A 23,419-nucleotide genomic window follows, 5' to 3' on the forward strand; every position below is an offset into this window, starting at 1 on the left:
CACGCTCCGGCGCGCAACGCAAAAAATGCGTCATCGTCCAAAAAGATCCGGCCCCCTCCCGGCCCGGCGGAGACGCCGTCAGAAATCGCGATCGATCACGAAATCAATGACTTCCAGCAGGGCCTGCTTGATCGGCCCGTCGGCGAACAGGCCCAGGCTGTCGCGGGCGATGGAGCCGTAATGGCGCGCCCGCTCCACCGTGTCCTTCAGGGCGTTGTGGCGGGCCATCAGCGCCTGGGCACGTTCCAGGTCGCCGTCCTTCTGGTCCAGCTCCTCCATCACCCGGCGCCAGAAGGCGCGTTCCTCGTCGTTGCCGCGGCGGAAGGCCAGCACGACCGGCAGGGTGATCTTGCCCTCACGGAAATCGTCGCCGACCGTCTTGCCCAGCTTCGCCTGCAGGGCCGAATAATCCAGAACGTCGTCGACCAGCTGGAAGGCGATGCCGAGATTCATGCCGTAGTCGTAGAGCGCCAGCTCCTCCGCCTGCGGGCGGTTGGCGACGACGGCGCCGACGCGGCAGGCGGCGGCGAACAGCTCGGCCGTCTTGCCCTTGATGACCTCGAGATAGGCCTGCTCGCTGGTCTCGGTATCGTTGGTGGTGCGCAGCTGCAGCACCTCGCCCTCGGCGATGATGGCCGAGGCGCCGGACAGGATGCGCAGCACGTCGAGCGACTGCACCTCCACCATCATTTCGAAGGCGCGGGAGAACAGGAAATCGCCGACCAGCACGCTGGCCTTGTTGCCGAACACCGCGTTGGCCGAGGCCATGCCGCGGCGCAGGTCGCTTTCGTCGACCACGTCGTCGTGCAGCAGGGTGGCGCTGTGGATGAACTCCACCACCGCCGCCAGCAGCCGGTGATGTTCCCCCTGATAACCGCACATGTTGGCGGCGGCGAGCGTCAGCACCGGCCGCAGGCGCTTGCCGCCGGCCGCGATCAGATAGCCGGCCAGCTGGGGAATCATCTCGACCTGCGACTGCATGCGGTCGAGGATGATCTGGTTGACGGCGCTGAGGTCCTCGGCCACCAAAGCGGTCAGGTCGTCGAGCGGGGTAGACTTGCGCCGTTTCGGCTCGAAGTTGGTCACGACCGCCAAGGTCGACTCCACGGGTGATTGACGCCAGAATTTGCGCTAGGGAGCATAACGGCCTAGCCTCTTCGGTCAAGTCCGCAGGGGCCCGTTCTTTCGAGACGCCCGTTCTTCCGAGACACCATGACCGAACTGTTGCGCACCACCGACCCCGTCCGCCTGTCCTGGCTGGTCGCCCTGCTGGCCGACGCGGGCATCGAGGCCATCGTGCTGGACAGCCACACCAGCATCCTGGAGGGCTCCATCGGCGCCATTCCCCGGCGGCTGATGGTCGACACGGAAGACGCCGCACAGGCCGTCCGCATCCTGCGCGAGGCCGGCGAAGCGTGAGCAGCCATATCGTTACGACTCCGGAACAAAGCGTGGAAACACCGGTGGACTTCCTGCTGAACGGCCGGGTCAGGCTGCACCAGCCGGACGGCGGCTATCGCGCCGCCATCGATCCTGTCTTCCTCGCCGCGATCACCGCCGCCGCCGCCGGCGAGCGCGTGCTGGATGTCGGCACCGGCACCGGGGCTGCGGCACTGTGCCTCGCCGTCCGGGTGCCGGGCGTGGCGGTCGTCGGGCTGGAACAGCGGGCCGACGCCTGCGACTTCGCCCGCCGCAATGCCGCGCTCAGCGGCGTTGCGGATCGGGTGACGGTGGTCCAGGGCGACCTGCTGGCCCCGCCCGAGGCACTGGGAACCGTCGGATTCGACCGTGTGATGATGAATCCGCCTTATCTGAAGGCGGGTGCCGCCAGCGTCCCGCCCGACGACTGGAAGGCCGCGGCGAATGTGGAAGGGCCGGCGGGGCTGGCCGACTGGGTGCGCTTCGCCGACCGCATGCTGAAGCCGCGCGGCACGCTGACGATGGTTCATCGCGCCGACCGGATCGACGACATCCTGCACGCGCTGCGTGGCCGGTTCGGCAGCCTCGTCCTGGTGCCGCTGTGGCCCAAGCCGGGGGTGGAGGCCAAGCGGCTGCTGCTGGTCGCCCGCAAGGGCGGCAAGGCGCCCGCCCGCCTGACCGCCGGCCTGACCGTGCACAAGGCCGAAGGTGGCTACAGCCCGGCGGCGGAGCGGATCCTGAGGGACGCCGAAGCGCTGGCTATTTAACGGGGGCGGAGCCTTTCAATCGGAAGACTTCAATCCCATCTCTGCCGGCATGAGCCTGCAATCCCTCCTCGCCAAACTCCCCTTCGGCCCCTGGCGCAAGGCCGGGCCGCTGGTGTCCGTCGTCCGCCTGACCGGCGTCATCGGCCAGGGCGGCCCCTTCCGCTCCGGCTTGTCGCTGGCCGGCGTCGCCCCGCTGCTGGAACGCGCCTTCGCGCCGAAGGACCAGAAGGCGGTGGCGCTGATCATCAATTCTCCGGGCGGGTCGCCGGTGCAGTCGGCGTTGATCGCCAAGCGCATCCGCGATCTGGCGGAGGAGAAGAAGGTGCCGGTCTTCGCCTTCTGCGAGGACGCGGCGGCGTCGGGCGGCTATTGGCTGGCCTGCGCGGCGGACGAAATCTGGGCGGACGAAAGCTCCATCGTCGGCTCCATCGGCGTGGTGTCGTCGGGCTTCGGGCTGCATGCGCTGATCGAGCGCCACGGCATCGAGCGGCGGCTCTACACCGCCGGCGACAAGAAGGTGCTGCTCGACCCCTTCTCGCCGGAGCGCGAGGACGGCGTCGCCCATCTGAAGGCGCTGCAGGCCGACGTGCACGAGGCGTTCAAGGCGATGGTGCGCGCACGGCGCGGCACGCGGCTGACCGGATCGGAGGAGGAGTTGTTTTCCGGCGCCTTCTGGGCCGGGCGCAAGGCGCTGGCTCTCGGGCTGATCGACGGGCTGGGCGATCTGCGCTCGGTGATGCGTGGACGTTTCGGCGAGAGGGTGCGGCTGCGCGTGGTGCAGCAGGAGCGCAGCATGCTGCGGCGGCTGGGGCTGCGGGCTGGAAACGGCAACGCCCCGACACTGGAGGCCGGGGCGCATGAGGCCTTCGCTGATGCCCTGGTGGCGGCCGCCCGCAAGTCGCTGGACGATTGGGCGGCCTGGGCGAAGCTGGGGCTTTGACGGATGTCTGCCGTCACCGGTCCGCAGTGACGGCGGCCGACTGCAAGCCGTAATCGTCGGCCTGGATGAAGCTGGCGCGCAGCGGCTTCAGGACGAACATCGCCAGGATCGCCGCCACCAGATTGAAGCTGGCGGCGATGTAGAACACGGCCTGCCAGCCGAAATGGCCGGCGATGATGCTGCTGAGCGGGACCAGCAGCGCCGCCGTGCCCTTGGCGGTGTAGAGCATGCCGGCGTTGGTCGTCGCGAACTTCGAGCCGAAGGTGTCGCCGGCGGTCGCCGGGAACAGGCTGTAGATCTCGCCGAACACGCAGAAGAACATCGCGGTGAAGATCACGAACGCCACCGGGTTGCGGCCCAGCTGCGTCACCAGGACGATGGCGATGGCGGCGGTGCCGAAGGCGATGAACATGGTGTTCTCGCGGCCGATGCGGTCGGACACCCAGCCGAAGAAGGGCCGTCCGGCGCCGTCCAGCACGCGGTCCAGCGAAATCGCCAGCGTCAGGGCCGGCAGGATGAAGCCGAACATGTTGATCGGCGAATCGGCGACGTGGAAGTCATGGGCGATCGGCGCGATCTGGGCCGCCGCCATCAGGCCGCCGGACGCCACCATCACGAACATCACATAGAGCAGCCAGAAGACCGGCGTGCGGATGACGCGGGCCGGCGGATGGTCGATCTTGGTCTGGGCCGGGCCGGTCTTGCGCGCCATGGCGTTCGACTTCGGCGCCTTGCGCAGGAAGAAGGACAACATGAAGATCACCGCGCCCTGCCCGATGCCGAAGACCAGGAAGGCATGCTCGTAGCCCTGGTTGGCGATCATGTTGGCGATCGGAATGACCGTCGCGCCCGCACCGGCGCCGAATCCGGCGGCGGTGACGCCGGCGGCCAGGCCGCGCTGCTGCGGGAACCATTTCAGGGCGTTGCCGACGCAGGTGCCATAGACGCAGCCGGCGCCGATGCCGGAGATCACCGCCGCGGTGTAGAGCATCGGCAACGAGGAAGCCTGGCTGTCGATCACCCAGGAGCCGCCGACCAGCAGACTGCCGACCAGCACCACCGCCTGCGGGCCGTAGCGGTCGACGAACCAGCCTTCGACCGGGACCAGCCAGGTTTCGGTGAAGACGAAGATGGAAAAGGCGATCTGGATGGCTGCACGCCCCCAGCCATGCTTGGCGTCGATGGGATCGACGAACAGCGTCCAGCCATATTGCAGGTTGGCGATCATCGCCATGCACAGCAGGCCGACGCTGAGCTGGAACCATTTGTTTGTCAGAAGACCGCGGTCTTCGGTCGTCTCTGTGGTCATGCCCCAAAGTCCCGTTGAACGTGGGGGCGCAGGGTCCTCGGAGTGCGGCGGTCCATCCGTATCGCACCGCATCATGCGCCGTTCGGAGATGACTGTGCGCCTCAACAATACGTATTCCAAATACCGGATACCGAATGCGTTATCCTTTTCCACATCGTGGAATGCCTTGAAAAGGCTCGCTTTTTCGCGATTGCAGGCATGCGCACATTGCTTGGCAAGCGAACAAAACTGTCAAGGCCGAGCCATGCAGCGAACACATATTTGAAATACAGTATCTGGTATACAGAATATCTTGCTGCGGTGCAGGGCCGGGCGCATGATCCGCTCATGGTCGACGGCGCCGACGAACGGTGCCGCAGCAAGGGGAAATCACATGATGTCGAGCATTCCGAGCCGTCTGTTCGCCGGTCCCGCCACCTTGGCGCCAGCCGGAATCGCTCCCGCCGGGTTCACCTTTGCCGAGGCCCTGCCGCGGATCGAAATGGCGGCACTGTTCGCCGGCTTCCGCACCCGTCACGGCGGCGGCAAGCGCAAGCCGGAATCGCCGGATGTCGCGCAGTCCTGGGCCGAGTTCGGGCGGGGTTTCTGAGCGGTCGTCTTAAAGCGCTACGCCGCGGAGTTCTGCGTCAGCAGAGTGGTCAGCCAGCGGAAGTTCGATCCGTCGCCGGCCTGGATGGCGCTTTCCACCACCTGCATCGCGGTCGCCGGGTCCTGGGGGTCGGGCACCGCCGCGGCGGGGTCCATGGCGGCGTCGCCCTGCCCGTCTTCCTGGGCGAACAGGGTGACGGCGCCGACGCCGAGACGGACGGAGGGCTGGGCGTTCGGCACCACCCCGGTGCCGTCGGCGCCGGAGGCACCGGCCTCCCCCACCCCGTTCAGGGTTTCCAGCATCGCCGCGAACTGGCCGGCCAGCGCACCCGCCTGCCGGGACGCAGACGTCCCTTTGCGCTCCAGGACGTCTTCCGCCCTGATGCGCATGGCTTGCGTGGCCTCGCTGTTGGCCATCATCGACATGGGACGATTCCCTGCGGTTAGTGGCGAACCGCAGGGCTACACGCAAAAATCACGCCATCAACAAAACCGGCGGAGCGCAAGGTTCACGGCCACCCCTGCGACGATTTGACCGGCAAAAATTACCCAGCCGCCCGGCAGAAGTTTCCCAGCGGCCGGCAAGCCTTGCCCATCAATCGCGGCCGATCAGTCGCGAAAGTTCTGGTACTGCAGCGGCTGTTCGATGCCCAGCCGCTTGACCAGGGCGATGGCGTCCTGCAGGTCGTCGCGCTTCTTGCCGGTCACCCGCAGCTCGTCGCCCTGGATCGAGACCTGGACCTTCATCTTGCTGTCCTTGATCCCTTTGACGATGGTCTTCGCCAGATCCTGCGCAATTCCCTGCTTAATCGTCACGGCATGGCGCAGCGCGTCACCGGCCGCCCGCTCCGGCTTGGCGGAGAAGTCCAGCGCGGCGGCATCCAGCTTGCGGCGGGTCACGTAGACGCGCAGCAGCTCCTGCATCTGCTCCAGCTTGGTGGCATCGTCGGCGAGCAGAACGATCTCGTTCTCGGTCCGCTCGACCGTGCATTTGGAGCCCTTGAAGTCGAACCGGGTCTCGATCTCGCGACGGACGCCGGCGATGGCGTTGTCGACCTCGTGGACGTCCGTCTTGGACACGATGTCGAAGGACGGCATGGCGGCTCTCTCCCTATAGGACGGCTGAAGAACGAATCGGCCGCACCGTAAAGAAGACGGCCGCCACACTCAACAGACAGCTGAGGCCGGGTTCCCGTCAACGGGTCGGCGGATGGAAGGGAATGGCGATTTCCCGCAGTTCCTTGCCCGGCAGCAGCAGGGTCGCCACCGCCCGATCCGGTTCGAAGCGCCAACTGCGCGGATCCCGCAGGTCGGGGCCGTCGCATTCCGGAACCAGATCCGGATCGGCGGCAAGTTCTCTACGGCAGGCCGCGATGGCCACCGTCAGCCAGGATTCCGCGCCGAACATCCGCGCCGGGGTCGGCACATCCCCGCGCACCAAATCCACCGTCAGCGCGGCGGCATAGCGGAAGCCGTTGCCCTGCACCCCCTCGCCACGGAACTGGACGGACAGCAGAGCGGGGGTGACGACATAGCTGTCGGCGGTCAGGATCAATTCGGCTTCGATCCGGTCGGGCAGATCGGCGGAGCTTTCGCGGAACCGGCGGATTTCGCCATCGACGAAGCGGCGCACCGTGTCGTTGAAAGCCACCACCCCGGGATGGGCCGGATCGGCGATCTCCGGCCGTTCGGCCTTGATATGGAGGCTGGAGCCGGGACGTCCTTCGGTCAGCACCCTCGTGCGCAGCCGCGCGCCCAGGGCGGGGTCGGCCCGCAGGGCGGCAAGCTGCCTCGTCCGCCGTTCGGTCTCCGCCTGCAGGCAATCGGCGGGATCGTCATAGCCCGAACCGGCATTGCTGCCGGCCTTGGCGTCGAAGCCGCAGGCGCGGTTGCGCCGTAAGGTCCAGGCGCGCTGTCCGGCGCGGGCGAAGCTCCGTCCCGCCTCGTCGGCAGCCAGATCGCCGAGCAGCGCCTCGTAGCCGGCGCCCATCGCCGCGTCGGCGGCGTCGAGCGCCGGGGTCGAGCAGATCGACTTTTCGACCGCGCTGCCGGCCTTGCCGCAGTCGAAGCTGGCGGCATCCGCCGGACCGGCAAGTGCAAGCAGGATCGGCAGGCAGGCGGACGCGGCGGCGAAATGACGGGCCATGTTGCGGTGTCCGGTCGAAGGAGACTGCGACAGTGGAACAGAGGCAACCCGGCCGCGGCAAGAGCGGCCGGGGTCATTTCGTCCGCTGCCGGTCAGTTCATCTCTTCGGCGTAATGGCAGGCGACCAGCCGCTCGTCCACGGTGCGCAGCGGCGGAACCTCCGCGGCGCAGCGGTCGGTGGCGAAGGGGCAGCGCTTGTGGAACGCGCAGCCCGGCGGCGGGTTCAGCGGCGACGGCAATTCGCCCTTCGGCACCACCCGGTCCATGCGCAGGTCCGGGTTCACCCGCGGCGTCGCCGCCAGCAGGATGCGGGTGTAGGGATGGCGCGGCCGGGTGAAGACCACATCCTTGGCGCCATGCTCCACCGGCTTGCCCAGATACATCACCATCAGCGAATCGGCGATGTGCCGCACGACGCTGAGATCATGGGAGATGAACAGGTAGGCGAGGTTCAGCTCCTCCTGCAGATCCATCATCAGGTTCAGCACCTGCGCCTGGATCGACACGTCGAGCGCCGACACCGGCTCGTCCGCCACGACGACGCGCGGGTTCAGCATCAGGGCGCGGGCGATGGCGATGCGCTGGCGCTGGCCGCCGGAGAACATGTGCGGGTAGCGGTCGACCTGATCGGGACGCAGGCCCACCTTTCCCATCATGACCACCGCGCGGTCGCGCCGCTCGTGCTTGTCCATGGCGGTGTTGATCACCAGCGGCTCGGTCAGGATCGATCCGACCGTCTTGCGCGGGTTCAGCGAGCCGTAGGGGTTCTGGAAGACCATCTGCACCGTGCGGCGCAGCTCCTTCATCTCCGCCGCGCTGCGCCCGACCACGTCGCGGCCGTCATAGTGCAGCTCGCCCGAGGTCGGCGGCTCGATCATGGTGACGGAGCGGGCCAGCGTCGACTTGCCGCAGCCCGACTCGCCGACCACCGCCAGCGTCTTGCCGGCCTGCAGGCGGAAGGACACGCCGTCCAGCGCCTTCACCGTCGCCAGCGGCTTGAAGGCGCCGCGCTTGACCGCATAGTGCTTGCGCAGATCGCGCGCCTCCAGCACGACCGTTCGCTCGGCCGCGGCCTCGAAGATATGGGGCCCGTTCTGGGGTTCGGTCTGGGTGCTCATCACAGCGCCTCCCCGGCGGCGAGATGGCCGTCCGGCAGCGGGTAGAAACAGCGGGCGCGCCCGTCGTCCACATCGAACAGGGCCGGGCGCTCGGCACGGCAGCGGGCGTCGGCGAAGCGGCAGCGCGGGCTGAACAGGCAGCCGGCCGGCCGGTCGGCGATGCCCGGCACCATGCCGGGAATCGTCGGCAGCCGGCGCTTGCCCAGCGCCCGCTCCGGCAGGGCGTCGAGCAGGGCGCCGGTGTAGGGGTGGCGCGGCCGTTCGAACAGGGCGCCGACCGGCCGCGTCTCCGCCACCTGACCGGCATACATGACGACGACGCGCTGCGCTGTCTCCGCCACCACGCCCATGTCGTGGGTGATCAGGATCAGCGCCATGCCGCGCTCGCGCTGCAACTGGACCAGCAGGTCGAGGATCTGCTTCTGGATGGTGACGTCCAGCGCGGTCGTCGGCTCGTCCGCCACCAGCAGGCGCGGGTTGCAGGCGATGGCGATGGCGATCATCACGCGCTGGCTCATGCCGCCCGACAGCTGGTGCGGGAAGGCGGACAGGCGCGATTCCGGCGCCGGAATGCCAACCTGCTCCAGCAGGGCGATGGCGCGGTTGCGCAGCGCCTTGCCGGACAGCCCCTCATGCACCCGCAGGGTCTCCATGATCTGGAAGCCGACGGTGAAGCAGGGGTTCAGGCTGGTCATCGGCTCCTGGAAGACCATGGCGACGTCCTTGCCGGTGATCTTCCGGCGCTGGGCGGCGGGCATGGTGAGCAGGTCGTTGCCGGCGAACGTCATCCGGTCGGCGACCACCCGGCCGTTGGAGCCGAGAAGCCCCATCACGGCCAGCGAGGTCACGGACTTGCCGGAGCCGGATTCGCCGACGATGCCGACGACCTCGCCTTCGTCCACGGTCAGGTCGATGCCATCCACCGCGCGGAAGGTGCCGGCGCGGGTGGTGAACTCGACCGACAGGTTCTTGATGTCGAGAAGAGGCATGAGGTCAACGCTTCAGCTTGGGGTCGAGCGCGTCGCGAAGACCGTCGCCCAACAAATTGAAGGCCAGCACGGTCACCAGGATGGCGATGCCGGGCCAGGTCACGACCCAGGGCGCGCGCTGGAGGAACTGCAGCGAGGAGGCCAGCATGGTGCCCCATTCCGGCGTCGGCGGCTGGGCGCCGAGACCGAGGAAGCCCAGTGCGGCCGCGTCCAGGATGGCGGTGGAGAAGCCCAGCGTCGCCTGCACGATCAGCGGCGCCAGACAGTTCGGCAGAACCACAATCAGCATCAGGCGCATCGGCCCGGCCCCGGCGACGCGCGACGCGATGACATAATCCTTGTTCACCTCCGCCATCACCGCGGCGCGGGTCAGGCGGGCATAGTGCGGGATCACCACCACCGACACCGCCAGCATGGCGTTCACCAGCCCCGGCCCGAGGATGGCGGCCACCACGACGGCCAGCAGCAGCGAGGGCAGGGCCAGCAGGATGTCCATGCCGCGCATGATCAGAACGTCGGCCATCCCGCCGAAGAAGCCGGCGATCAGCCCCAGCCCCAACCCGACAGCCAGCGACAGGGTGACGACGATCAGGCCGATCATCATCGACAGCCGCGCGCCGTACATCAGGCGGGACAGCATGTCGCGGCCGATGTCGTCGGTGCCGAGGAGGTAGGTCCAGGTGCCGCCATCCTGCCAGACCGGCGGGGTCAGGATCGCATCGCGGTACTGGATGTCGGGATCGTGCGGGGCGATGACGCCGGCGAAGATGGCGATAAGCGCGATCAGCAGGATCACCACCAGACCGCCCAGCGCGCCCTTGTTCTGGCGGAAGTGATACCAGAACTCGGTCAGCGGGTGCGGCGGGCGCGACACGGCCACCGGTTCGGGGGTGGCGGGTTCTGCATTGGTCGAAAATTCAGCGGACATGGATTGGCCTCACCGCGCGTGACGGATGCGGGGGTTGAGGACGCCGTAAAGCACGTCCACCAGCAGGTTGACCAGGATTACCGAGGTGGCGATCAGCAGGACACCGCCCTGCAGGGCCGGATAGTCGCGGCGGTTGATCGATTCGATCAGCCATTTGCCGACGCCCGGCCAGGAGAAGATGGTCTCGGTCAGGATGGCGCCGCCCAGCAGCGTGCCGACCTGAAGACCGATGACGGTCACCACCGGGATCAGCGCGTTGCGCAGCGCATGCATGCCGATGACCCGGCCGTCGGCCAGCCCCTTGGCGCGGGCGGTGCGGATGTAATCCTCGCCCAGCACCTCCAGCATGGCCGACCGCGTCATGCGCGCCACCACCGCCAGCGGCACGGTGCCCAGCACGATGGTCGGCAGGATCAGGTGGGACAGCGCGGACCGGAACGCGTCGTAATCGCCGGCCATCAGCGTGTCGATCAGCATGAAGCCGGTCGCCGGCTCCACGTAATAGACCAGATCCAGGCGGCCCGACACCGGGGTCCAGCCCAGCGCGACCGAGAAGAACAGGATCAGCAGCAGGCCCCACCAGAAGATCGGCATCGAATAGCCGGTCAGGCTGGCGCCCATCACGCCATGGTCGAACAGAGATCCGCGCTTCACCGCCGCCAGGATGCCGGCGGGCAGCCCGATCAGCGTCGCGAACAGCATGGCGCACAGCGCCAGTTCGAGCGTCGCCGGAAACAGCGTCAGGAACTCGCTCAGCACCGAATTGTGGGTGACCAGCGACAGGCCGAAATCACCCGACAGCACGTGGCCGACATAGTCGAGGAACTGTTGCCAGAGCGGCTGGTCGAGACCCAGTTCATGACGGAAGGCGGCCAGCCGCTCGGGTGCGATACCCCGTTCGCCGACTCGCACCTCGATGGGGTCGCCGGGAACCAGCCGGATCAGGATGAAGGTCAGAAAGGTGATGCCGAGAAAGGTCGGAATCACCAAGCTCACCCGCGTCAGGATGAAGCGAAGCATCGACGGGTACTCGTTTTTTAAAACTACGGTGAAAACTGGAACGGAGCGCTGACTTGGCAACGCCCCGTTCCATCAGGGGCACCTGCCCCCACTCCGGCCCTCCCCCACTTGCGCAGGGTTGGGAATGCCACTCTGTTCAAAGGGTTGGAGGCGCGGAAACCCACGCCTCCAACCTAAAACAGCCATCGCCGCACCCCCTTTTTGCAGGGGTGCGCCACGCATCACTTCAGATCGACGCCTTCGAAGCGATGGATGCCGAACGGATCCATCTTGTAGCCGACGACGTTCTTGGCGAGGCCCATGTAAACCACCGAATGGGCGATGGTGTACCAGGGGGCCTCTTCCTTGAAGATGACCTGCGCCTGCTCGTACAGCTTGGTGCGGGCGGCGATGTCGTTGGTGCGCTTGGCCTGGACGACGAGGTCGTCGAACTCCTTGTTGCACCACTTCGACAGGTTGTTGCCGCCCGGACGGGCCGCCTCGCAGCCCAACAGGGTGTAGAGGAAGTTGTCCGGATCACCGTTGTCGCCGGTCCAGCCGAGCATGCCCATCTGGTGCTCGCCCTGCTGCATCCGCTTGCGGTACTCACCCCACTCGTACTGCACGATCTTCGCCTTGACGCCGACCTTGGCCAGATCGGCCTGCATCATCTCGGCGATGCGCTTGGCGTTGGGGTTGTACGGGCGCTGCACCGGCATCGCCCACAGGTCGGTCTCGAAGCCGTTGGGATAGCCGGCATCGGCCAGCAGCTTCTTCGCCCGCTCGACGTCGTACGGATAGTCCTCGATCGAGTCGTTGTACGACCACATGGTCGGCGGAATCGGGTTCTTGGCCGGGACGCCGGCGGCCTGATAGACCGCGGCGACCATCGCCTTCTTGTCCATCGCCATGCTGACGGCGCGGCGGACGCGCACGTCGTCAAACGGCTTCTTCGTCACATTGAAGGAAACGTAACCGACGTTCAGGCCTTCCTGCTCCTGGACGACGATCGAGCTGTCCTTCTTCATGCTGTCGATGTCGGCCGGGTTCGGGTACGGCATCACCTGGCATTCGCCGGCCTTCAGCTTGGCCAGCCGGACCGCCGCGTCGGGCGTGATCGCGAAGACGAGGTTGTCGAGCGGCTGCTTGCCGCCCCAATACTGCTCGAACGCCTTGTAACGGATGACGGCGTCCTTCTGGTAGGCGACGAACTGGAAGGGACCGGTGCCGACCGGGACCTGGTCCAGCTTCTCCGGCGTGCCCTTCTTCAGCAGCATCGCGGCGTACTCGGCCGACATGATCGGCGCGAACGGCATGGCGAGGTTGGCCAGGAACGGCGCCTCGACCGCGTTCAGCGTGAACTTGACCGTCAGGTCGTCAACCTTCTCGATCGACTTCAACAACTTCGGCATCGCCATGTCGTTGAAGTAGTCGTAGGCGCCGCCGGAAATCTTGTGGAAGGGATGATCCGGCTTCCACTGGCGTTCGAACGAGAAGATCACGTCGTCGGCGTTGGCGTCGCGGGTCGGCTTGAAATCGCCGACGCTGTGCCACTTGGCACCGGCCCGCAGCTTGAAGGTGTAGACCAGCCCGTCGTCGGAGATGGTCCAGGATTCCGCCAGGCCGGGAACGACCTTGGTACCGCCATGCTCGAACTGGACGAGGTTGTTGTAGACCGGGAGAGCAACGTCGAAACTGGTGCCGGTCGTGTTCAACATGGGGTTGAAGTTTTCGGGGCTACCCTCGGAACAATAAACAAGGGTCTTCGCCGCCTGGGCCGGCGCCGACAGCGCCAGCGCCGCGGCCATACCAAGCCCGGCACCCAGCAGGATGCGCTTCATTCGTCTTGCCTCCCGATTCCGGTTGGAGCGTACGGAAATTTGCCAGAACGCTTTTGGAAATAGCGTCGCCATTTGGCGCGTGGCAAAGGCGCCTGTCAACGCCAACATGCATACGTGGCTATACCGCGGCGCAGAGCATATTTTTGGGCACCAATACGTCCGTATGGACACATTTTCGCCCCTGAAAACGAAACAGTTGCAAAGCCAACCATCCGGTTGACCGAATCGATAGCTTCCTTCCCCTGCGAATCAGGCTATCCGGGTGGACCATTCCGGCAATGCCCGCAGCCGCCGGGAGTCGGACGGCAGCCATGCACAGCCGTCGTGAAGGGTGCCATCTCGCCTCATGCTAGGCTCGGTTGCACCTGTCATGGAACCTTTTTTCGGATACCGGTCCGGCGATGTCGCTTCCGCTCCTGCCGTCCTTCCTGCGAACCGGCCCGCTGGCCGGCCCGGTGGCCGCCTACGGCCTCTACATCGTCGGCTCCGCCCTGCTGGCCTCAAACCCGGTGGTCGGGCGGGCGGTGGCGCATGTGGTGCCGCCGATCGGGCTGGCCTTCTGGCGCTGGCTGATCGCCTTCCTGATCGTGCTGCCCTTCGCCCTGCCGGGGCTGCTGACCCACCGGGTTCAATTGAAGCGGCAGTGGCGGCGCTACCTGCTGCTGGGCGTGCTGGGCCAGGGGATCTCGGGCGCCATCGTCTATTACGGGCTGGAGCGGACCAGCGCCACCAACGCCAGCCTGATCTATGCCACCAGCCCGGCGATGATCCTGGCGCTGGCCGCCGTCTGGCTGGGCGATGCGATCCGGCCGCGGCAGGTGCTGGGCATCCTGCTGGCGATGGCCGGCGTGCTGGTGATCCTGACCCGCGGCGATCTCGACGCCTTGCGCCACCTGTCCTTCAATTCCGGCGACCTGCTGGTGTTGACCGGGGCGGTGTCCTGGTCGGTCTACACCATCCTGCTGCGGCAATCGGGCACACCCCTGCCGGTGGTCACCGCCTTCGCCGCCAACGCCTTCGCCGGGGTGCTGGTGCTGGCTCCCTTCTATGCGTGGGAGACGGTGGCGGTGCGGCCGGTGCCCTTCTCCGTCTCCACCATCCTGTCGATCGTCGCGGTGGCGCTGTTCGCGTCGGTCCTGGCGCTGCTGGCCTATCAGAAGACCATCGCGATGATGGGCGCCGCGCGCGCCTCCACCGCGCTGTACGTCTCGCCTCTGTGGGCGGCGTTGGCCTCCTGGGTTCTGCTGGCCGAACCGCTGCAGGGCTTTCACCTGATGGGGGTGGCGCTGGTCCTGCCCGGCGTGATGCTGGCCACCCTGCAAGCGCGCAAACCGGCGGCGGAGCCGGCGACCGAAGCGGCTTGATGGGTATCGCTTGATCGGTATTGCCTGATCGGGGTCGCCCGCCCATCTTGGCCGGAACTCCGCATCCTGCCTCCGTCCGGTCATGCCCGATACCGCGCCCACCCCGCTCCTGCTCTGCGCCGACGATTATGGTCTGGCCCCCGGCGTCAACGCCGCCATCCGCGACCTCATCGCCCAGGGGCGGCTGACCGCGACCTCCGTCATGAGCCTCTGCCAGCATTGGCGAGAGGGGGCCACGGCATTGCGCGAGCTGAAGGACAAGGCCGATGTCGGGCTGCATTTCACCCTGACCGACCAGCCGCCGCTGGGGGCCATGCCGACGCTGGCGCCGGACGGGCGGCTGCCGCCGCTGGGGCGGCTGATGGGCTGGGCCTATCGCGGGAAACTGAACACGGTGGCGGCGCGGGCGGAAATCCGTGACGAACTGTCACGCCAGATCGCCGCCTTCACCGACGCCTGGGGAGCGCCGCCCGACTATATCGACGGCCACCAGCACATCCACCAGTTGCCAGGCGTGCGCGATGCGGTGGTGGAGGCGCTGGCCACCCTGCCCGGCGCCTACGTCCGCCTGTGCGGGGAGCCGGTGGCTGCGGTGCTGCGCCGGGGCGTGGCGGTGCCGAAGACGCTGCTGATCGGCGGGCTGGGGGGCGGGCTGAGGCGCATGGTGCGGACGCGCGGCATTCCCGCCAACGACCGTTTCGCCGGAGTCTACGACTTCGCCGGCAACCGGCCCTTCGCCGGGCTGATGCCGCGCTTCCTGGATGGCATCGGCGGCCGGACCCTGGTGATGGTCCACCCCGGCCTGCCCGACGAGGAACTGCGCCGCGTCGACACGCTGGTCGAGCCGCGGCGCGCCGAATACGACTATCTGCGCGGCCCGGCGTTCGCCGCCCTGCTGCAGGCGCGCAACATCCGCCTGACCCGCTTCGCCGGCTTTCCCCGGTAAAGGGTCGCCCTAATCCTCGTCGTCCGGCTGCCAGGCCCGGCGGCGCAGCTTGAAGCGCTGGACCTTGCCGGTCTCCGTCCGCGGCAGCGCGTCGAGGAATTCCACCGCGCGTGGATATTTGTAGGGCGCGATGTGCTCCTTGACGAAGCTCTGCAGTTCCTCCGCCAGCCGCTCGTCGGGGCGGATGTCGTCGCGCAGCACGACGAAGGCCTTGGGGATGGTGCCGCGCACGGGATCGGGGGCGGCGATCACCGCGCATTCCTGCACCGCCTCGTGGCTCAGCAGGATGTTCTCGACCTCCAGGCCGGAGATCTTGTAGCCGGCCGAGACGATCAGGTCGTCGGTGCGGGCGTGATACCAGAAGAAGCCGTCCTCATCGACGTGGAAGGCGTCGCCGGTCAGGTTCCAGCCCTGATGGACATAGCTTTCCTGGCGCGGATCGTCGAGATAGAGGCAGCCGGTCGCGCCGCGCACCGCCAGCCGCCCGACCTGACCGGGGGGCAGCCGGCGGAACTGGTCGTCGACCACCATCGCCTCGTAGCCCGGCACCGGCTTGCCGGTGGACCCCGGCCGGACGTCGCCGGGGACGGCGTGCAGCACGGCGTTCAGCAGCTCGGTGGTGCCCAGGCTGTCGAGGATCTGCAGCCCGGTGGCGTCGTGCCAGCCCTCGAAGGTCTGCTGCGGCAGCGGCTCCCCGGCGGAGACGCAAAGGCGCAGGGAGGACAGCCCCTTCGCCAGCCCGGGGTCGGCGGCCATGCGGCCGATCATGCCGCGATAGACGGTGGGCACGGTGAACATCACCGTCGCCCGATGGCGGGTGGCGGCCTCCAGCAGCCGGTCGGCGGTTCCGCGCTCCAGCAGGATGACCGACGCGCCGATGCGCAGCGGGAACAGCAGCAGCCCGCCCAGCCCATAGGCGAAGGCCAGCGTCGGCGAGCCGCAGAACACGTCCTCGGCCGTCGTCCCCAGCACGGAGCGCGGCGACAGGTCGGAAATCGCCAGCAGATGGCGGTGGAAATGAGCGGCCGCCTTCGGCGTTCCGGTGGTGCCGGAGGTGAAGGCGATCAGCGCCACGTCGTCCTGCGCCGTGTCGGCGGCCTCGAACCCGGCCGGCTTGGTGGCGATGCGGTGTTCCAGCTCGCCGTCGCGGAAGCCGATGATGCGCAGCGACGGCAGCGCCGCCTCTTCCAGATCGTCGAGGAAATGGGTGTCGCACAGCGCCATGTCGATGGAGGCGCGCTTCAGCACGTCGGCCAGCTCCGGCGCGCGCAGCAGCGGCATCGTCGGCACCAGAACGCCGCCGGCCTTGATGACCGCCAGCCAGCAGGCGGCCAGCATCGGCGTGTTGGGACCGCGCAGCAGGACGCGGTTGCCGGTGACCAGCCCGTAATCCTCGGTCAGGACACGGGCGATGCGGTCGACGGTGTCGCGCATCCGGCCATAGCTCCACACCTCGCCATCGCCGCCGATCAGGCAGGGACGCCCGTCCCAGCCGCGCTCGCGCCAGCCGTCGATCAGGACGGAGGCGGCGTTCAGGCGCTTCGGGTATTGGAGTTCGGGGCGTTCGAGAATCAGGTCGGGGCGTTGCGCCGGCGCCGGCAGCCGGTCACGGGTGAAGCTGTCCAGATGTCCGGATGGCGTCATGCGCGGTGCTGCCTCCCCCCATTGGGTGACGGGGAGGATGGGGCCGGCGTGATCGGTGGGCGGAACCGGCCGCCACACGCGCGGTTCAGACACGGCCATACCATCGGCCGGCGCGAATGCGCATCCCTTCATGGGCAATGCTCCATCTCCCCCCGCAGAGGACGCATGAACACGCCTCCGTCTTATCTTTTATGCTCCGACTATAGTGCCAGGGGGCGCAAGTGAGCCATGCAACGAACGAATGGTGGGTGCACCATCAATCGCCATTCGTGCCGGGACAAGTGACTGAAAACGCCTGTTTTTCGTTGGTAAGACGCATGATTCGGGCCGAAAGTACGGGTCGGCGTACCAATTTTCAGCCGTTCTGCAGATAGATGTCGATCTCGCCCTGCTCCATCACATGGGCGGTGCCGTGGATGATGCCGTTGGCGATCTGGATGATGCGGTGGATCATCGCGACGGAGGCCTGGCAGTCCATCCGCAGCTTGTCGGGATCGCCGCTGTCGATGTCGGTGCCGATCCGCTCCAGCGTGTGGGCGATCACCTGATGGGCCTGTGCGATGGTGTCCTCGAAGGGGCGGAGGAACTTTGACGGCACATGGCCGTAGGCCTCGATCGCCAGTTCCTTGTCGGAAAAGCCGCTGTCGCGGAAATGCTCGGCATAGCTCTTGGGCTGCCAGATGCGGCATTCCTCCAGCATGTCCGGCATGTCCGGGATCATCTCGATCAGCATCACGATTTCGTTGAAGTGATTGAGATAGTCGGTCGCCAGCAGCGTCTTTTCGGAAATGTTCGTGCCGCGCACGCGTTGCCGCCACCGGACGAAGTCGGCCAGTTCATCCGGCGGAATGCCATCCATCAGGGACCGATCCAACTCTTGGTCTTCCATGCACAAACCCGGACCCGATGACGCCCAACCCCAACCGTGTGCCGATGTCCTTAACGTTGGATTAAACGGGTTGCAAGCGTCGGGTGGTGAAAGTCACCAATTGACGAAATGAAAGCGGTGACAGGGCCGTTATCCATCCAGATAAAAATTCGCCGCCGGCGCCCGTCCGCATGATGTCGCGGCGGCGCCCGGCGGCGAAAGGACTGGCGGTTCAGGGAGGAATCACACCATTGGCGGTTCCAACACGGCTCCTGCCGGTTGGTTCCCGGGCGCCGTGCTTGGTTTTTTCCAATTGCCGGAACGCGCTACCGGAAAGTCAAAGTGTGCGGAAAGAAAAACGCGCCGGCCTGGGGGTGGCCGGCGCGTTCGAGGATCGGGAACACTCGCCTCGCCCTCACACGGCAGCTGCACAGCAGATGCCGGAGGGCAAAGTCAGAGTAGGCCGGTAAGTCTTTCGGAACGGTTAAATCCTCCCCTCCGCAACCCCCTATGCGGCGGTGGTCATAGACCGCCGGCAGGGCCGGCCGGGCCCTGTCATGCCCTGTTGCATACCATGCATACTGAGTAATCCGTTGCGGGTATCTCGAATAAATCTTTCGGGTTCACTCCCGTTAGGCCGTGGACTGCGCCATATGAATTTGACCGTTACGGGTCGCAATGCGTCAGTCTGCTGTGGAAGCAGCGTCGATGGCGTCGCGATCTCCGACGGGAACCGACTGCCGGAATTCGTCGCCGGGATTCGTCGCCGAACACCCAAGCCCGGAAGGATCGGGTTGCACCGGCCGCATCGGGTATCCGGGGCGGCATGTCGGGTGGATGCCAGGAACACGCGCCGCAGAAAGGCACGGGGAGAGAGATGGAGCAGTACACCGGTCACTTCATGCAGCATTTGCCCTACCTGCGCCGCTATGCCCGCGCGCTGACCGGGACGAACGGGCGGGGGGACGCCTTGGTGACCCGCACCCTGGAATGGTATCTGGAGGCGGACGAGGCTGAAACCGGCCGGGGCGGCGACCTGTCGCGCGGCACGCTCTATCGCCATCTGAACGAGTTGCAGGACGAAGAAGGCTCGCCCCCGGCGGTGGCGCCGTACCATCCGGTCGAATCGGCGCTGATGACGCTGGAGGAGACCGACCGTCGGCTCTACCTTCTGGTCAATCTGGAGGATCTGCCGGTCAGCGAGGCTGCGGCCGTCCTGGGCATCGCCCCGGAAGACGCGATGGAGCGGCTGAACCACGCCCGCGAGCGTGTCCGCGCCCGGCTGACCGCCACCATCCTGATCGTCGAGGATGATGCCATCATCGCCTTCGATCTGGCGGAAACGGTGCGCGGCATGGGCCACATCGTCTGCGGCAACGCGGCGACGATGGACGAGGCGCTGTCGCTGGCGGCGGAACACCGGCCGACGCTGGCCCTGATGGACATCCGGCTCGCCGACGGCGACAACGGGCTGGAGGTGGCGCGCGCGTTGCGGGCCCGCCGGTTCCTGCCGGTGATCTTCGTCACCGCCTTCCCGGACGATCTGGCCAAGCACGGACTGGAGCATCTGGGTCCGGTCATCCCGAAACCCTTCACCCGCGACCAGATCGAACAGGCGATCACCCGCGCGGTGTTCATGCCCCAGCCGGAAGACGCCCACGAGACGGCGCAGCCCCACTGAGGGGCGGCACCGCCTGATCCGGCTTCAGCGGAAGACCACCGTCTTGTTGCCGTTCAGCAGCACGCGGTGCTCCACGTGATAGCGGACGGCGCGGGCCAGCACGATGTTCTCGATGTCACGCCCGATGGCCACCAGGTCGTCGGGCGTCATCGTATGGTCGACGCGCTCGGCCTCCTGCTCGATGATCGGGCCTTCGTCGAGGTTGGAGGTGACATAGTGCGCGGTGGCGCCGATCAGCTTCACGCCTCTCGCATGGGCCTGATGGTAGGGCTTGGCCCCCTTGAAGCTGGGCAGGAAGCTGTGGTGGATGTTGATGACCCGACCGGCCATCCGCTCGCACAAGGCCCCCGACAGCACCTGCATGTAGCGGGCGAGCACGACGAGGTCGACCTTCTCCTCGTCCACGATCTCCAGAAGGCGGGCTTCCTGATGCGCCTTGTTGTCGGGGCCGACCGGCAGATGGTGGAACGGGATGTTGTGCCACGCCGCCAGCTGGTAGAAGTCGCGGTGGTTGGAGACGATGGCCGGGATTTCGATCGGCAGGTAGCCGGTGCGGTAGCGGTACAGCAGGTCGTTCAGGCAGTGGCCGAACTTCGACACCATGATCAGCACGCGCGGCCGGCGGCGAGCATCGTGGATCTGCCAGGTCATGCCGAAGCGTTCCGCCACCTGAGCGGCGAACTCGGCCTCCAGCTGCTCCTTCGTCGGCCCGGCCGGGTTGCCGTTGAAGCTGACTCGCATGAAGAACAGGCCGGAAATGCGGTCGCCGAACTGCGCGCTGTCGATGATGTTACAGCTCCGCTCCGCCAGGAAGCCGGACACCGCGAAGACGATGCCGACGGTGTCGGGGCAGGAAACGGTGAGGATATAGTCGGAGCCGGTCTCAGACATCGCGCGTCCACCATGGCGTACAGCAAGAATAAGGGGGGAAGCTTCCCTAGCACGAACGCCGCGATGTTGCACCCGCTTCATGAGCGGATGCGCACATGGCTGCACCGTCACGCAGGATTGCCCCCGAACCCGCCCTCCCCACGCCGCTCTGGCGCAGATGCGCCGGCGGTGCGACAATCGGCGGCGGCCGGACTGGCCGGCATCGGGAAGGCGGGGTTACCCATGGCAACCGGCGGCAAGATCATCGGTGAATACACCAAGGGCAAGGTCGACAAGCTGATGACGGCGGATGCCGCCGACAGCAGCCGCAGCCAGCGCATCCGCCATTTCCTGGAAAACATGGATGCGGCGATCCTGGAGGCCAACTGCGAGGTCATCGGGCGCGAACTGCCGAACCTGGACCGCGACAGCTTCCTGCGCATGGCGGTGCGGGTGGCGGAACTGCGCGCCGACTATATCCGCGCCGGCCTGAAGATGTCCGAATCCCGGCATCCCGATTCCTCCACCGTCACCGACCTCGCCCGCCTGCGCGCGGCCTACGAGGAGATGCTGGCCGTCTATGAAGCCGCCGAACGGGTGATCGAGCGCGGATACGCCAAGCTGGGGTGAGGCGCGGGCATTTTTTAAGGAAAGCTCCTTCGGCCGTCATTCCCGCGCAGGCGGGAATCCAGCCATTTCAGCAGTTTCCCAGAAAGGTTTCCTGGTTCCCCGCCTGCGCGGGGATGACGGCCGAGAGCGGCCCCCGCCGGGAGGCAGAAACAAAAATCCCCTCCTCCGCGATCCTGCGGAGAAGGGGCGCGACCGATCGGTCACATATTCAGTGGCAACCTTCCATGGCGACGCCCGGTGGCCGGATGATGACCGTCACCAGGACTTAGACGTCGTGGAAATGTTCCAACTCACGACGCAGGCTGGTCGCCTCTTGCCGCAGGCCGACGATCCGGCGGACGTCAGGACTGGGCTGCTGTTCCTCGCGTTCGAGCTTGTCCTCGATATCGCGTTGCTCTTGCCGGATGATGTTGAACAGGGCTTTCCTCAACATCGACACCTCCCGAGCTGATCGCTAAAATTTTAGCGCTTTTTCAATCGGTCATCAAGCAACCAATCACCTCTGTCGAATTCTCAGCCTTTCAAGTGTGCCCATATGACCGGAGGCTCACAAATATTCAGAAACGGTAACCTGCCCGGTCTTGACAATACTTTTTTGCAGCCGCATTGGTTAATGAATCGGGCTAGACCAACGGGTGACGCAGCGGGTCGGGCGACCTGACGCTGCGGTCTCCCCACCTTTGCAGCATGGTATTTCTGGCGATGGATCGACGACAGCTGCTTGGGCTCGGGCTGAGCAAACTTTGGTTAACCGCTTTCGGCACGGCGGCACTTGCCCTGGCCCAGCCGCCGGGCTCGGCCCTGGCTGCGGAGCCGCGACCCGGCCGCAAACCGGCCGGCGGCGGACCGTCGCGGCCCCGGCTGGTCATGCTCGATCCCGGCCATGGCGGCAACGATCCCGGCGCGATCGGCACCCGCGGAACCTTCGAGAAGGAGGTGACGCTCGACATCGCCCACGAGGTCGCACGCATCCTGGCCGACCGGACCAACGTCGCGGTAAAGCTGACGCGGCGCGACGACCGCTTCCTGGCGCTGGATGAGCGGGTGGCGCTGACGCGCGAGGCCGGGGCCGACCTGTTCGTGTCGATCCACGCCGACAGCGCCCCCAATGCCGATGCCCGCGGACTGTCGGCCTACATCCTGTCGGAAAAAGCGTCGGACTCCTTCGCCTCGCGCCTCGCCCAACAGGAAAATCAGGCAGACCGGTTCGGAAAGCCGGGATCGCTCGGCGGCGGCCGGATCGTCAAGGACATACTGCTGGACCTGACGGCGCGCCACACCCGCCATGCCTCGCTGGCCGCCCGCCAGCTTCTGGTGGAAGGCGCAGGCAAGGAACTGCACCTGCTGGAAAACCCGATGCGCTCGGCCAATTTCGCGGTGCTGAAGGCGCCGGACGTGCCGTCGGTGCTGGTTGAGACCGGCTTCCTGTCCAACCCGAGGGACGAGGAAATCCTGCGCGACGCCACGGCGCGGCGGGTCGTTTCGCGCGTCCTGGCCCGCGAGATCGCACGCGTGCTCTCCAGCCCAGCTTTCGCCTGATTTTGCCCCGAGACTGCATGAAGCTGTGCGGCGAAACTTCCGCCGCAGCCGCTCCTTCGCAATCGCAGCGACTGCAACATCCGTGCATCACCTCGGGACAAAGTGACGATGACTGGTGAAAGCCCTGAATTTCCCCATTGCAAAGACCGTTCCGCCGTGACTTTTTCCGGCCGCGCGCCGCATTTTCCCGGCGCTCGACACGCAGGCGAAGGGAGGCACGCTGTGACGGGTTTGAGCCGCCTTTGGACGATGTTCGCGCTTGCCTGCGTCGCAGGGACGTCGCTGTCCGGTTGCGGGCCGCTGGTGCTGGGCACCGCGGGCGGCGCCGCCGTCGTGGCCTCGCAGGAGCGCGGCTTCAGCGGCTTCGTCAGCGACACCGAAATCCGCGCCCGCATCAATTCGCTGTGGCTGCAGCATTCGATCGACCTGACCAACCGGATCGGCCTGACCGTCGACCAGGGCCGCGTGCTGCTGACCGGCCGCGCCGCCGACGCGCAGATGCGCCTCGACGCGGTGCGTCTCGCTTGGCAGGCCGACGGCGTCAAGGAAGTCATCAACGAAATCCAGATCGACAACGGGTCCAGCATCGTGGACACCGCGCGCGACACCTGGATTTCAACCCAGATTCGCAGCCGGATCACGTTCGATGCGAATATTCATAGCCAAAATTACAGCATCGATACCGTCGATGGTGTTGTCTATCTGATGGGTGTCGCCAGTTCACAGGAAGAGCTGAACAACGTGCTCCAGCACGCCCGTTCGGTGCCCAATGTTCAGCGTGTCGTCAGCTACGTCCGTCTGCTCTCAAACCTCCAGGGTTGAAACCCGACCGC

General features: G+C 66.6%; 24 protein-coding genes. 10 read left to right on the forward strand and 14 right to left on the reverse strand.

Annotated features, from left to right (window positions below):
* Window positions 1-78 precede the first annotated feature (78 nt).
* Window positions 79-1,095, reverse strand: coding sequence for a polyprenyl synthetase family protein (locus FZ938_RS19370; RefSeq protein ID WP_109153361.1), 1,017 nt, complete (start codon window positions 1,093-1,095; stop codon window positions 79-81).
* A 117-nt stretch (window positions 1,096-1,212) separates the two neighbouring features.
* On the opposite strand from FZ938_RS19370, the gene FZ938_RS19375 reads away from it, so the two are divergent.
* Genes FZ938_RS19375 through FZ938_RS19385 form a run of 3 tightly spaced genes read left to right on the forward strand, consistent with a single transcriptional unit; the run spans window position 1,213 to window position 3,126 of the window.
* Window positions 1,213-1,419, forward strand: a complete 207-nt coding sequence (locus FZ938_RS19375; protein ID WP_109865295.1) for a putative signal transducing protein — start codon at window positions 1,213-1,215, stop codon at window positions 1,417-1,419.
* Between the two features lie 32 nt (window positions 1,420-1,451).
* On the forward strand, window positions 1,452-2,186 hold the full coding sequence (locus FZ938_RS19380; protein WP_246458035.1) for a tRNA1(Val) (adenine(37)-N6)-methyltransferase: 735 nt from the start codon (window positions 1,452-1,454) through the stop codon (window positions 2,184-2,186).
* Between the two features lie 49 nt (window positions 2,187-2,235).
* Window positions 2,236-3,126: a S49 family peptidase gene (locus FZ938_RS19385; protein WP_149200099.1), complete on the forward strand. Its 891-nt coding sequence runs from the start codon at window positions 2,236-2,238 to the stop codon at window positions 3,124-3,126.
* A gap of 13 nt (window positions 3,127-3,139) precedes the next feature.
* Here FZ938_RS19385 and oxlT read toward each other — a convergent pair whose 3' ends face one another.
* Window positions 3,140-4,435 (reverse strand): oxalate/formate MFS antiporter, encoded by a 1,296-nt coding sequence (oxlT, locus tag FZ938_RS19390; protein ID WP_149200100.1) that lies wholly within the window; start codon window positions 4,433-4,435, stop codon window positions 3,140-3,142.
* Between the two features lie 376 nt (window positions 4,436-4,811).
* Between oxlT and FZ938_RS19395 the strand changes: the two genes are divergently transcribed.
* Window positions 4,812-5,024, forward strand: coding sequence for a hypothetical protein (locus FZ938_RS19395; protein WP_211101120.1), 213 nt, complete (start codon window positions 4,812-4,814; stop codon window positions 5,022-5,024).
* Window positions 5,025-5,041: 17 nt separating this feature from the next.
* On the opposite strand, the gene FZ938_RS19400 is transcribed toward FZ938_RS19395, so the two are convergent.
* The 8 genes from FZ938_RS19400 to FZ938_RS19435 form a co-directional block, all read right to left on the reverse strand.
* Window positions 5,042-5,449 (reverse strand): hypothetical protein, encoded by a 408-nt coding sequence (locus FZ938_RS19400; RefSeq protein WP_149200102.1) that lies wholly within the window; start codon window positions 5,447-5,449, stop codon window positions 5,042-5,044.
* A 183-nt stretch (window positions 5,450-5,632) separates the two neighbouring features.
* Complete coding sequence (locus FZ938_RS19405) at window positions 5,633-6,121, reverse strand: YajQ family cyclic di-GMP-binding protein (protein ID WP_149200103.1); 489 nt, start codon at window positions 6,119-6,121, stop codon at window positions 5,633-5,635.
* A gap of 97 nt (window positions 6,122-6,218) precedes the next feature.
* Window positions 6,219-7,169 (reverse strand): lysozyme inhibitor LprI family protein, encoded by a 951-nt coding sequence (locus tag FZ938_RS19410; RefSeq protein ID WP_149200104.1) that lies wholly within the window; start codon window positions 7,167-7,169, stop codon window positions 6,219-6,221.
* Between the two features lie 92 nt (window positions 7,170-7,261).
* Window positions 7,262-8,287 carry a peptide ABC transporter ATP-binding protein gene (locus tag FZ938_RS19415; protein WP_149200105.1) on the reverse strand — a complete coding sequence of 342 codons (1,026 nt, stop codon included), beginning with the start codon at window positions 8,285-8,287 and terminating at the stop codon, window positions 7,262-7,264.
* Window positions 8,287-9,276 (reverse strand): ABC transporter ATP-binding protein, encoded by a 990-nt coding sequence (locus tag FZ938_RS19420; RefSeq protein ID WP_149200106.1) that lies wholly within the window; start codon window positions 9,274-9,276, stop codon window positions 8,287-8,289. The genes FZ938_RS19415 and FZ938_RS19420 overlap by 1 nt, the downstream gene beginning before the upstream one ends.
* Before the next feature lie 4 nt (window positions 9,277-9,280).
* Window positions 9,281-10,204: an ABC transporter permease subunit gene (locus FZ938_RS19425; RefSeq protein WP_174757514.1), complete on the reverse strand. Its 924-nt coding sequence runs from the start codon at window positions 10,202-10,204 to the stop codon at window positions 9,281-9,283.
* 9 nt (window positions 10,205-10,213) lie between these two features.
* The gene (locus FZ938_RS19430) at window positions 10,214-11,224 is read right to left on the reverse strand and encodes an ABC transporter permease subunit (RefSeq protein WP_109074654.1); all 1,011 of its coding nucleotides are present in this window, start codon (window positions 11,222-11,224) and stop codon (window positions 10,214-10,216) included.
* Between the two features lie 221 nt (window positions 11,225-11,445).
* On the reverse strand, window positions 11,446-13,044 hold the full coding sequence (locus tag FZ938_RS19435) for an ABC transporter substrate-binding protein (RefSeq protein ID WP_149200107.1): 1,599 nt from the start codon (window positions 13,042-13,044) through the stop codon (window positions 11,446-11,448).
* Window positions 13,045-13,445: 401 nt separating this feature from the next.
* On the opposite strand from FZ938_RS19435, the gene FZ938_RS19440 reads away from it, so the two are divergent.
* Window positions 13,446-14,408: a DMT family transporter gene (locus FZ938_RS19440; protein ID WP_149200108.1), complete on the forward strand. Its 963-nt coding sequence runs from the start codon at window positions 13,446-13,448 to the stop codon at window positions 14,406-14,408.
* Window positions 14,409-14,490: 82 nt separating this feature from the next.
* Window positions 14,491-15,354: a ChbG/HpnK family deacetylase gene (locus FZ938_RS19445; protein ID WP_149200109.1), complete on the forward strand. Its 864-nt coding sequence runs from the start codon at window positions 14,491-14,493 to the stop codon at window positions 15,352-15,354.
* Window positions 15,355-15,363: 9 nt separating this feature from the next.
* Here the strand turns inward: FZ938_RS19445 and FZ938_RS19450 are convergent, their stop codons facing one another.
* Both FZ938_RS19450 and FZ938_RS19455 read right to left on the reverse strand, forming a co-directional pair.
* Window positions 15,364-16,998 carry an AMP-binding protein gene (locus FZ938_RS19450; RefSeq protein ID WP_149200110.1) on the reverse strand — a complete coding sequence of 545 codons (1,635 nt, stop codon included), beginning with the start codon at window positions 16,996-16,998 and terminating at the stop codon, window positions 15,364-15,366.
* Between the two features lie 355 nt (window positions 16,999-17,353).
* A complete protein-coding gene (locus tag FZ938_RS19455) occupies window positions 17,354-17,857 on the reverse strand; it encodes a hypothetical protein (RefSeq protein ID WP_149200111.1) in 504 nt (167 codons plus the stop codon).
* 886 nt (window positions 17,858-18,743) lie between these two features.
* Here FZ938_RS19455 and FZ938_RS19460 point away from each other — a divergent pair.
* Window positions 18,744-19,547: a response regulator gene (locus FZ938_RS19460; RefSeq protein WP_149200112.1), complete on the forward strand. Its 804-nt coding sequence runs from the start codon at window positions 18,744-18,746 to the stop codon at window positions 19,545-19,547.
* A gap of 24 nt (window positions 19,548-19,571) precedes the next feature.
* Here the strand turns inward: FZ938_RS19460 and purU are convergent, their stop codons facing one another.
* A complete protein-coding gene (gene purU, locus FZ938_RS19465) occupies window positions 19,572-20,438 on the reverse strand; it encodes a formyltetrahydrofolate deformylase (RefSeq protein WP_149200113.1) in 867 nt (288 codons plus the stop codon).
* A 222-nt stretch (window positions 20,439-20,660) separates the two neighbouring features.
* On the opposite strand from purU, the gene FZ938_RS19470 reads away from it, so the two are divergent.
* Complete coding sequence (locus tag FZ938_RS19470; RefSeq protein WP_109074646.1) at window positions 20,661-21,047, forward strand: hypothetical protein; 387 nt, start codon at window positions 20,661-20,663, stop codon at window positions 21,045-21,047.
* 265 nt (window positions 21,048-21,312) lie between these two features.
* Here FZ938_RS19470 and FZ938_RS30655 read toward each other — a convergent pair whose 3' ends face one another.
* A complete protein-coding gene (locus FZ938_RS30655; RefSeq protein WP_167393191.1) occupies window positions 21,313-21,480 on the reverse strand; it encodes a hypothetical protein in 168 nt (55 codons plus the stop codon).
* Window positions 21,481-21,749: 269 nt separating this feature from the next.
* Between FZ938_RS30655 and FZ938_RS19480 the strand changes: the two genes are divergently transcribed.
* Both FZ938_RS19480 and FZ938_RS19485 read left to right on the forward strand, forming a co-directional pair.
* Window positions 21,750-22,586: an N-acetylmuramoyl-L-alanine amidase family protein gene (locus tag FZ938_RS19480; RefSeq protein ID WP_149200115.1), complete on the forward strand. Its 837-nt coding sequence runs from the start codon at window positions 21,750-21,752 to the stop codon at window positions 22,584-22,586.
* Window positions 22,587-22,694: 108 nt separating this feature from the next.
* The gene (locus FZ938_RS19485; protein ID WP_246458033.1) at window positions 22,695-23,408 is read left to right on the forward strand and encodes a BON domain-containing protein; all 714 of its coding nucleotides are present in this window, start codon (window positions 22,695-22,697) and stop codon (window positions 23,406-23,408) included.
* Window positions 23,409-23,419 lie beyond the last annotated feature (11 nt).

It is taken from the genome of Azospirillum oryzae (genome assembly GCF_008364795.1).
In the GTDB taxonomy this organism is placed as follows: domain Bacteria; phylum Pseudomonadota; class Alphaproteobacteria; order Azospirillales; family Azospirillaceae; genus Azospirillum; species Azospirillum oryzae.

What these genes read in the sequence shown, in the direction of transcription:
- FZ938_RS19375 (WP_109865295.1), top strand. Translation starts at nt 1,213, where the DNA reads ATGACCGAACTGTTGCGCACCACCGACCCCGTCCGCCTGTCCTGGCTG.
- FZ938_RS19385 (WP_149200099.1), top strand. Translation starts at nt 2,236, where the DNA reads ATGAGCCTGCAATCCCTCCTCGCCAAACTCCCCTTCGGCCCCTGGCGC.
- oxlT (WP_149200100.1), bottom strand. Translation starts at nt 4,435, where the DNA reads ATGACCACAGAGACGACCGAAGACCGCGGTCTTCTGACAAACAAATGG.
- FZ938_RS19395 (WP_211101120.1), top strand. Translation starts at nt 4,812, where the DNA reads ATGTCGAGCATTCCGAGCCGTCTGTTCGCCGGTCCCGCCACCTTGGCG.
- FZ938_RS19400 (WP_149200102.1), bottom strand. Translation starts at nt 5,449, where the DNA reads ATGTCGATGATGGCCAACAGCGAGGCCACGCAAGCCATGCGCATCAGG.
- FZ938_RS19405 (WP_149200103.1), bottom strand. Translation starts at nt 6,121, where the DNA reads ATGCCGTCCTTCGACATCGTGTCCAAGACGGACGTCCACGAGGTCGAC.
- FZ938_RS19410 (WP_149200104.1), bottom strand. Translation starts at nt 7,169, where the DNA reads ATGGCCCGTCATTTCGCCGCCGCGTCCGCCTGCCTGCCGATCCTGCTT.
- FZ938_RS19415 (WP_149200105.1), bottom strand. Translation starts at nt 8,287, where the DNA reads ATGAGCACCCAGACCGAACCCCAGAACGGGCCCCATATCTTCGAGGCC.
- FZ938_RS19420 (WP_149200106.1), bottom strand. Translation starts at nt 9,276, where the DNA reads ATGCCTCTTCTCGACATCAAGAACCTGTCGGTCGAGTTCACCACCCGC.
- FZ938_RS19425 (WP_174757514.1), bottom strand. Translation starts at nt 10,204, where the DNA reads ATGTCCGCTGAATTTTCGACCAATGCAGAACCCGCCACCCCCGAACCG.
- FZ938_RS19430 (WP_109074654.1), bottom strand. Translation starts at nt 11,224, where the DNA reads ATGCTTCGCTTCATCCTGACGCGGGTGAGCTTGGTGATTCCGACCTTT.
- FZ938_RS19435 (WP_149200107.1), bottom strand. Translation starts at nt 13,044, where the DNA reads ATGAAGCGCATCCTGCTGGGTGCCGGGCTTGGTATGGCCGCGGCGCTG.
- FZ938_RS19440 (WP_149200108.1), top strand. Translation starts at nt 13,446, where the DNA reads ATGTCGCTTCCGCTCCTGCCGTCCTTCCTGCGAACCGGCCCGCTGGCC.
- FZ938_RS19445 (WP_149200109.1), top strand. Translation starts at nt 14,491, where the DNA reads ATGCCCGATACCGCGCCCACCCCGCTCCTGCTCTGCGCCGACGATTAT.
- FZ938_RS19450 (WP_149200110.1), bottom strand. Translation starts at nt 16,998, where the DNA reads ATGACGCCATCCGGACATCTGGACAGCTTCACCCGTGACCGGCTGCCG.
- FZ938_RS19455 (WP_149200111.1), bottom strand. Translation starts at nt 17,857, where the DNA reads ATGGATGGCATTCCGCCGGATGAACTGGCCGACTTCGTCCGGTGGCGG.
- FZ938_RS19460 (WP_149200112.1), top strand. Translation starts at nt 18,744, where the DNA reads ATGGAGCAGTACACCGGTCACTTCATGCAGCATTTGCCCTACCTGCGC.
- purU (WP_149200113.1), bottom strand. Translation starts at nt 20,438, where the DNA reads ATGTCTGAGACCGGCTCCGACTATATCCTCACCGTTTCCTGCCCCGAC.
- FZ938_RS19470 (WP_109074646.1), top strand. Translation starts at nt 20,661, where the DNA reads ATGGCAACCGGCGGCAAGATCATCGGTGAATACACCAAGGGCAAGGTC.
- FZ938_RS30655 (WP_167393191.1), bottom strand. Translation starts at nt 21,480, where the DNA reads ATGTTGAGGAAAGCCCTGTTCAACATCATCCGGCAAGAGCAACGCGAT.
- FZ938_RS19480 (WP_149200115.1), top strand. Translation starts at nt 21,750, where the DNA reads ATGGATCGACGACAGCTGCTTGGGCTCGGGCTGAGCAAACTTTGGTTA.
- FZ938_RS19485 (WP_246458033.1), top strand. Translation starts at nt 22,695, where the DNA reads ATGACTGGTGAAAGCCCTGAATTTCCCCATTGCAAAGACCGTTCCGCC.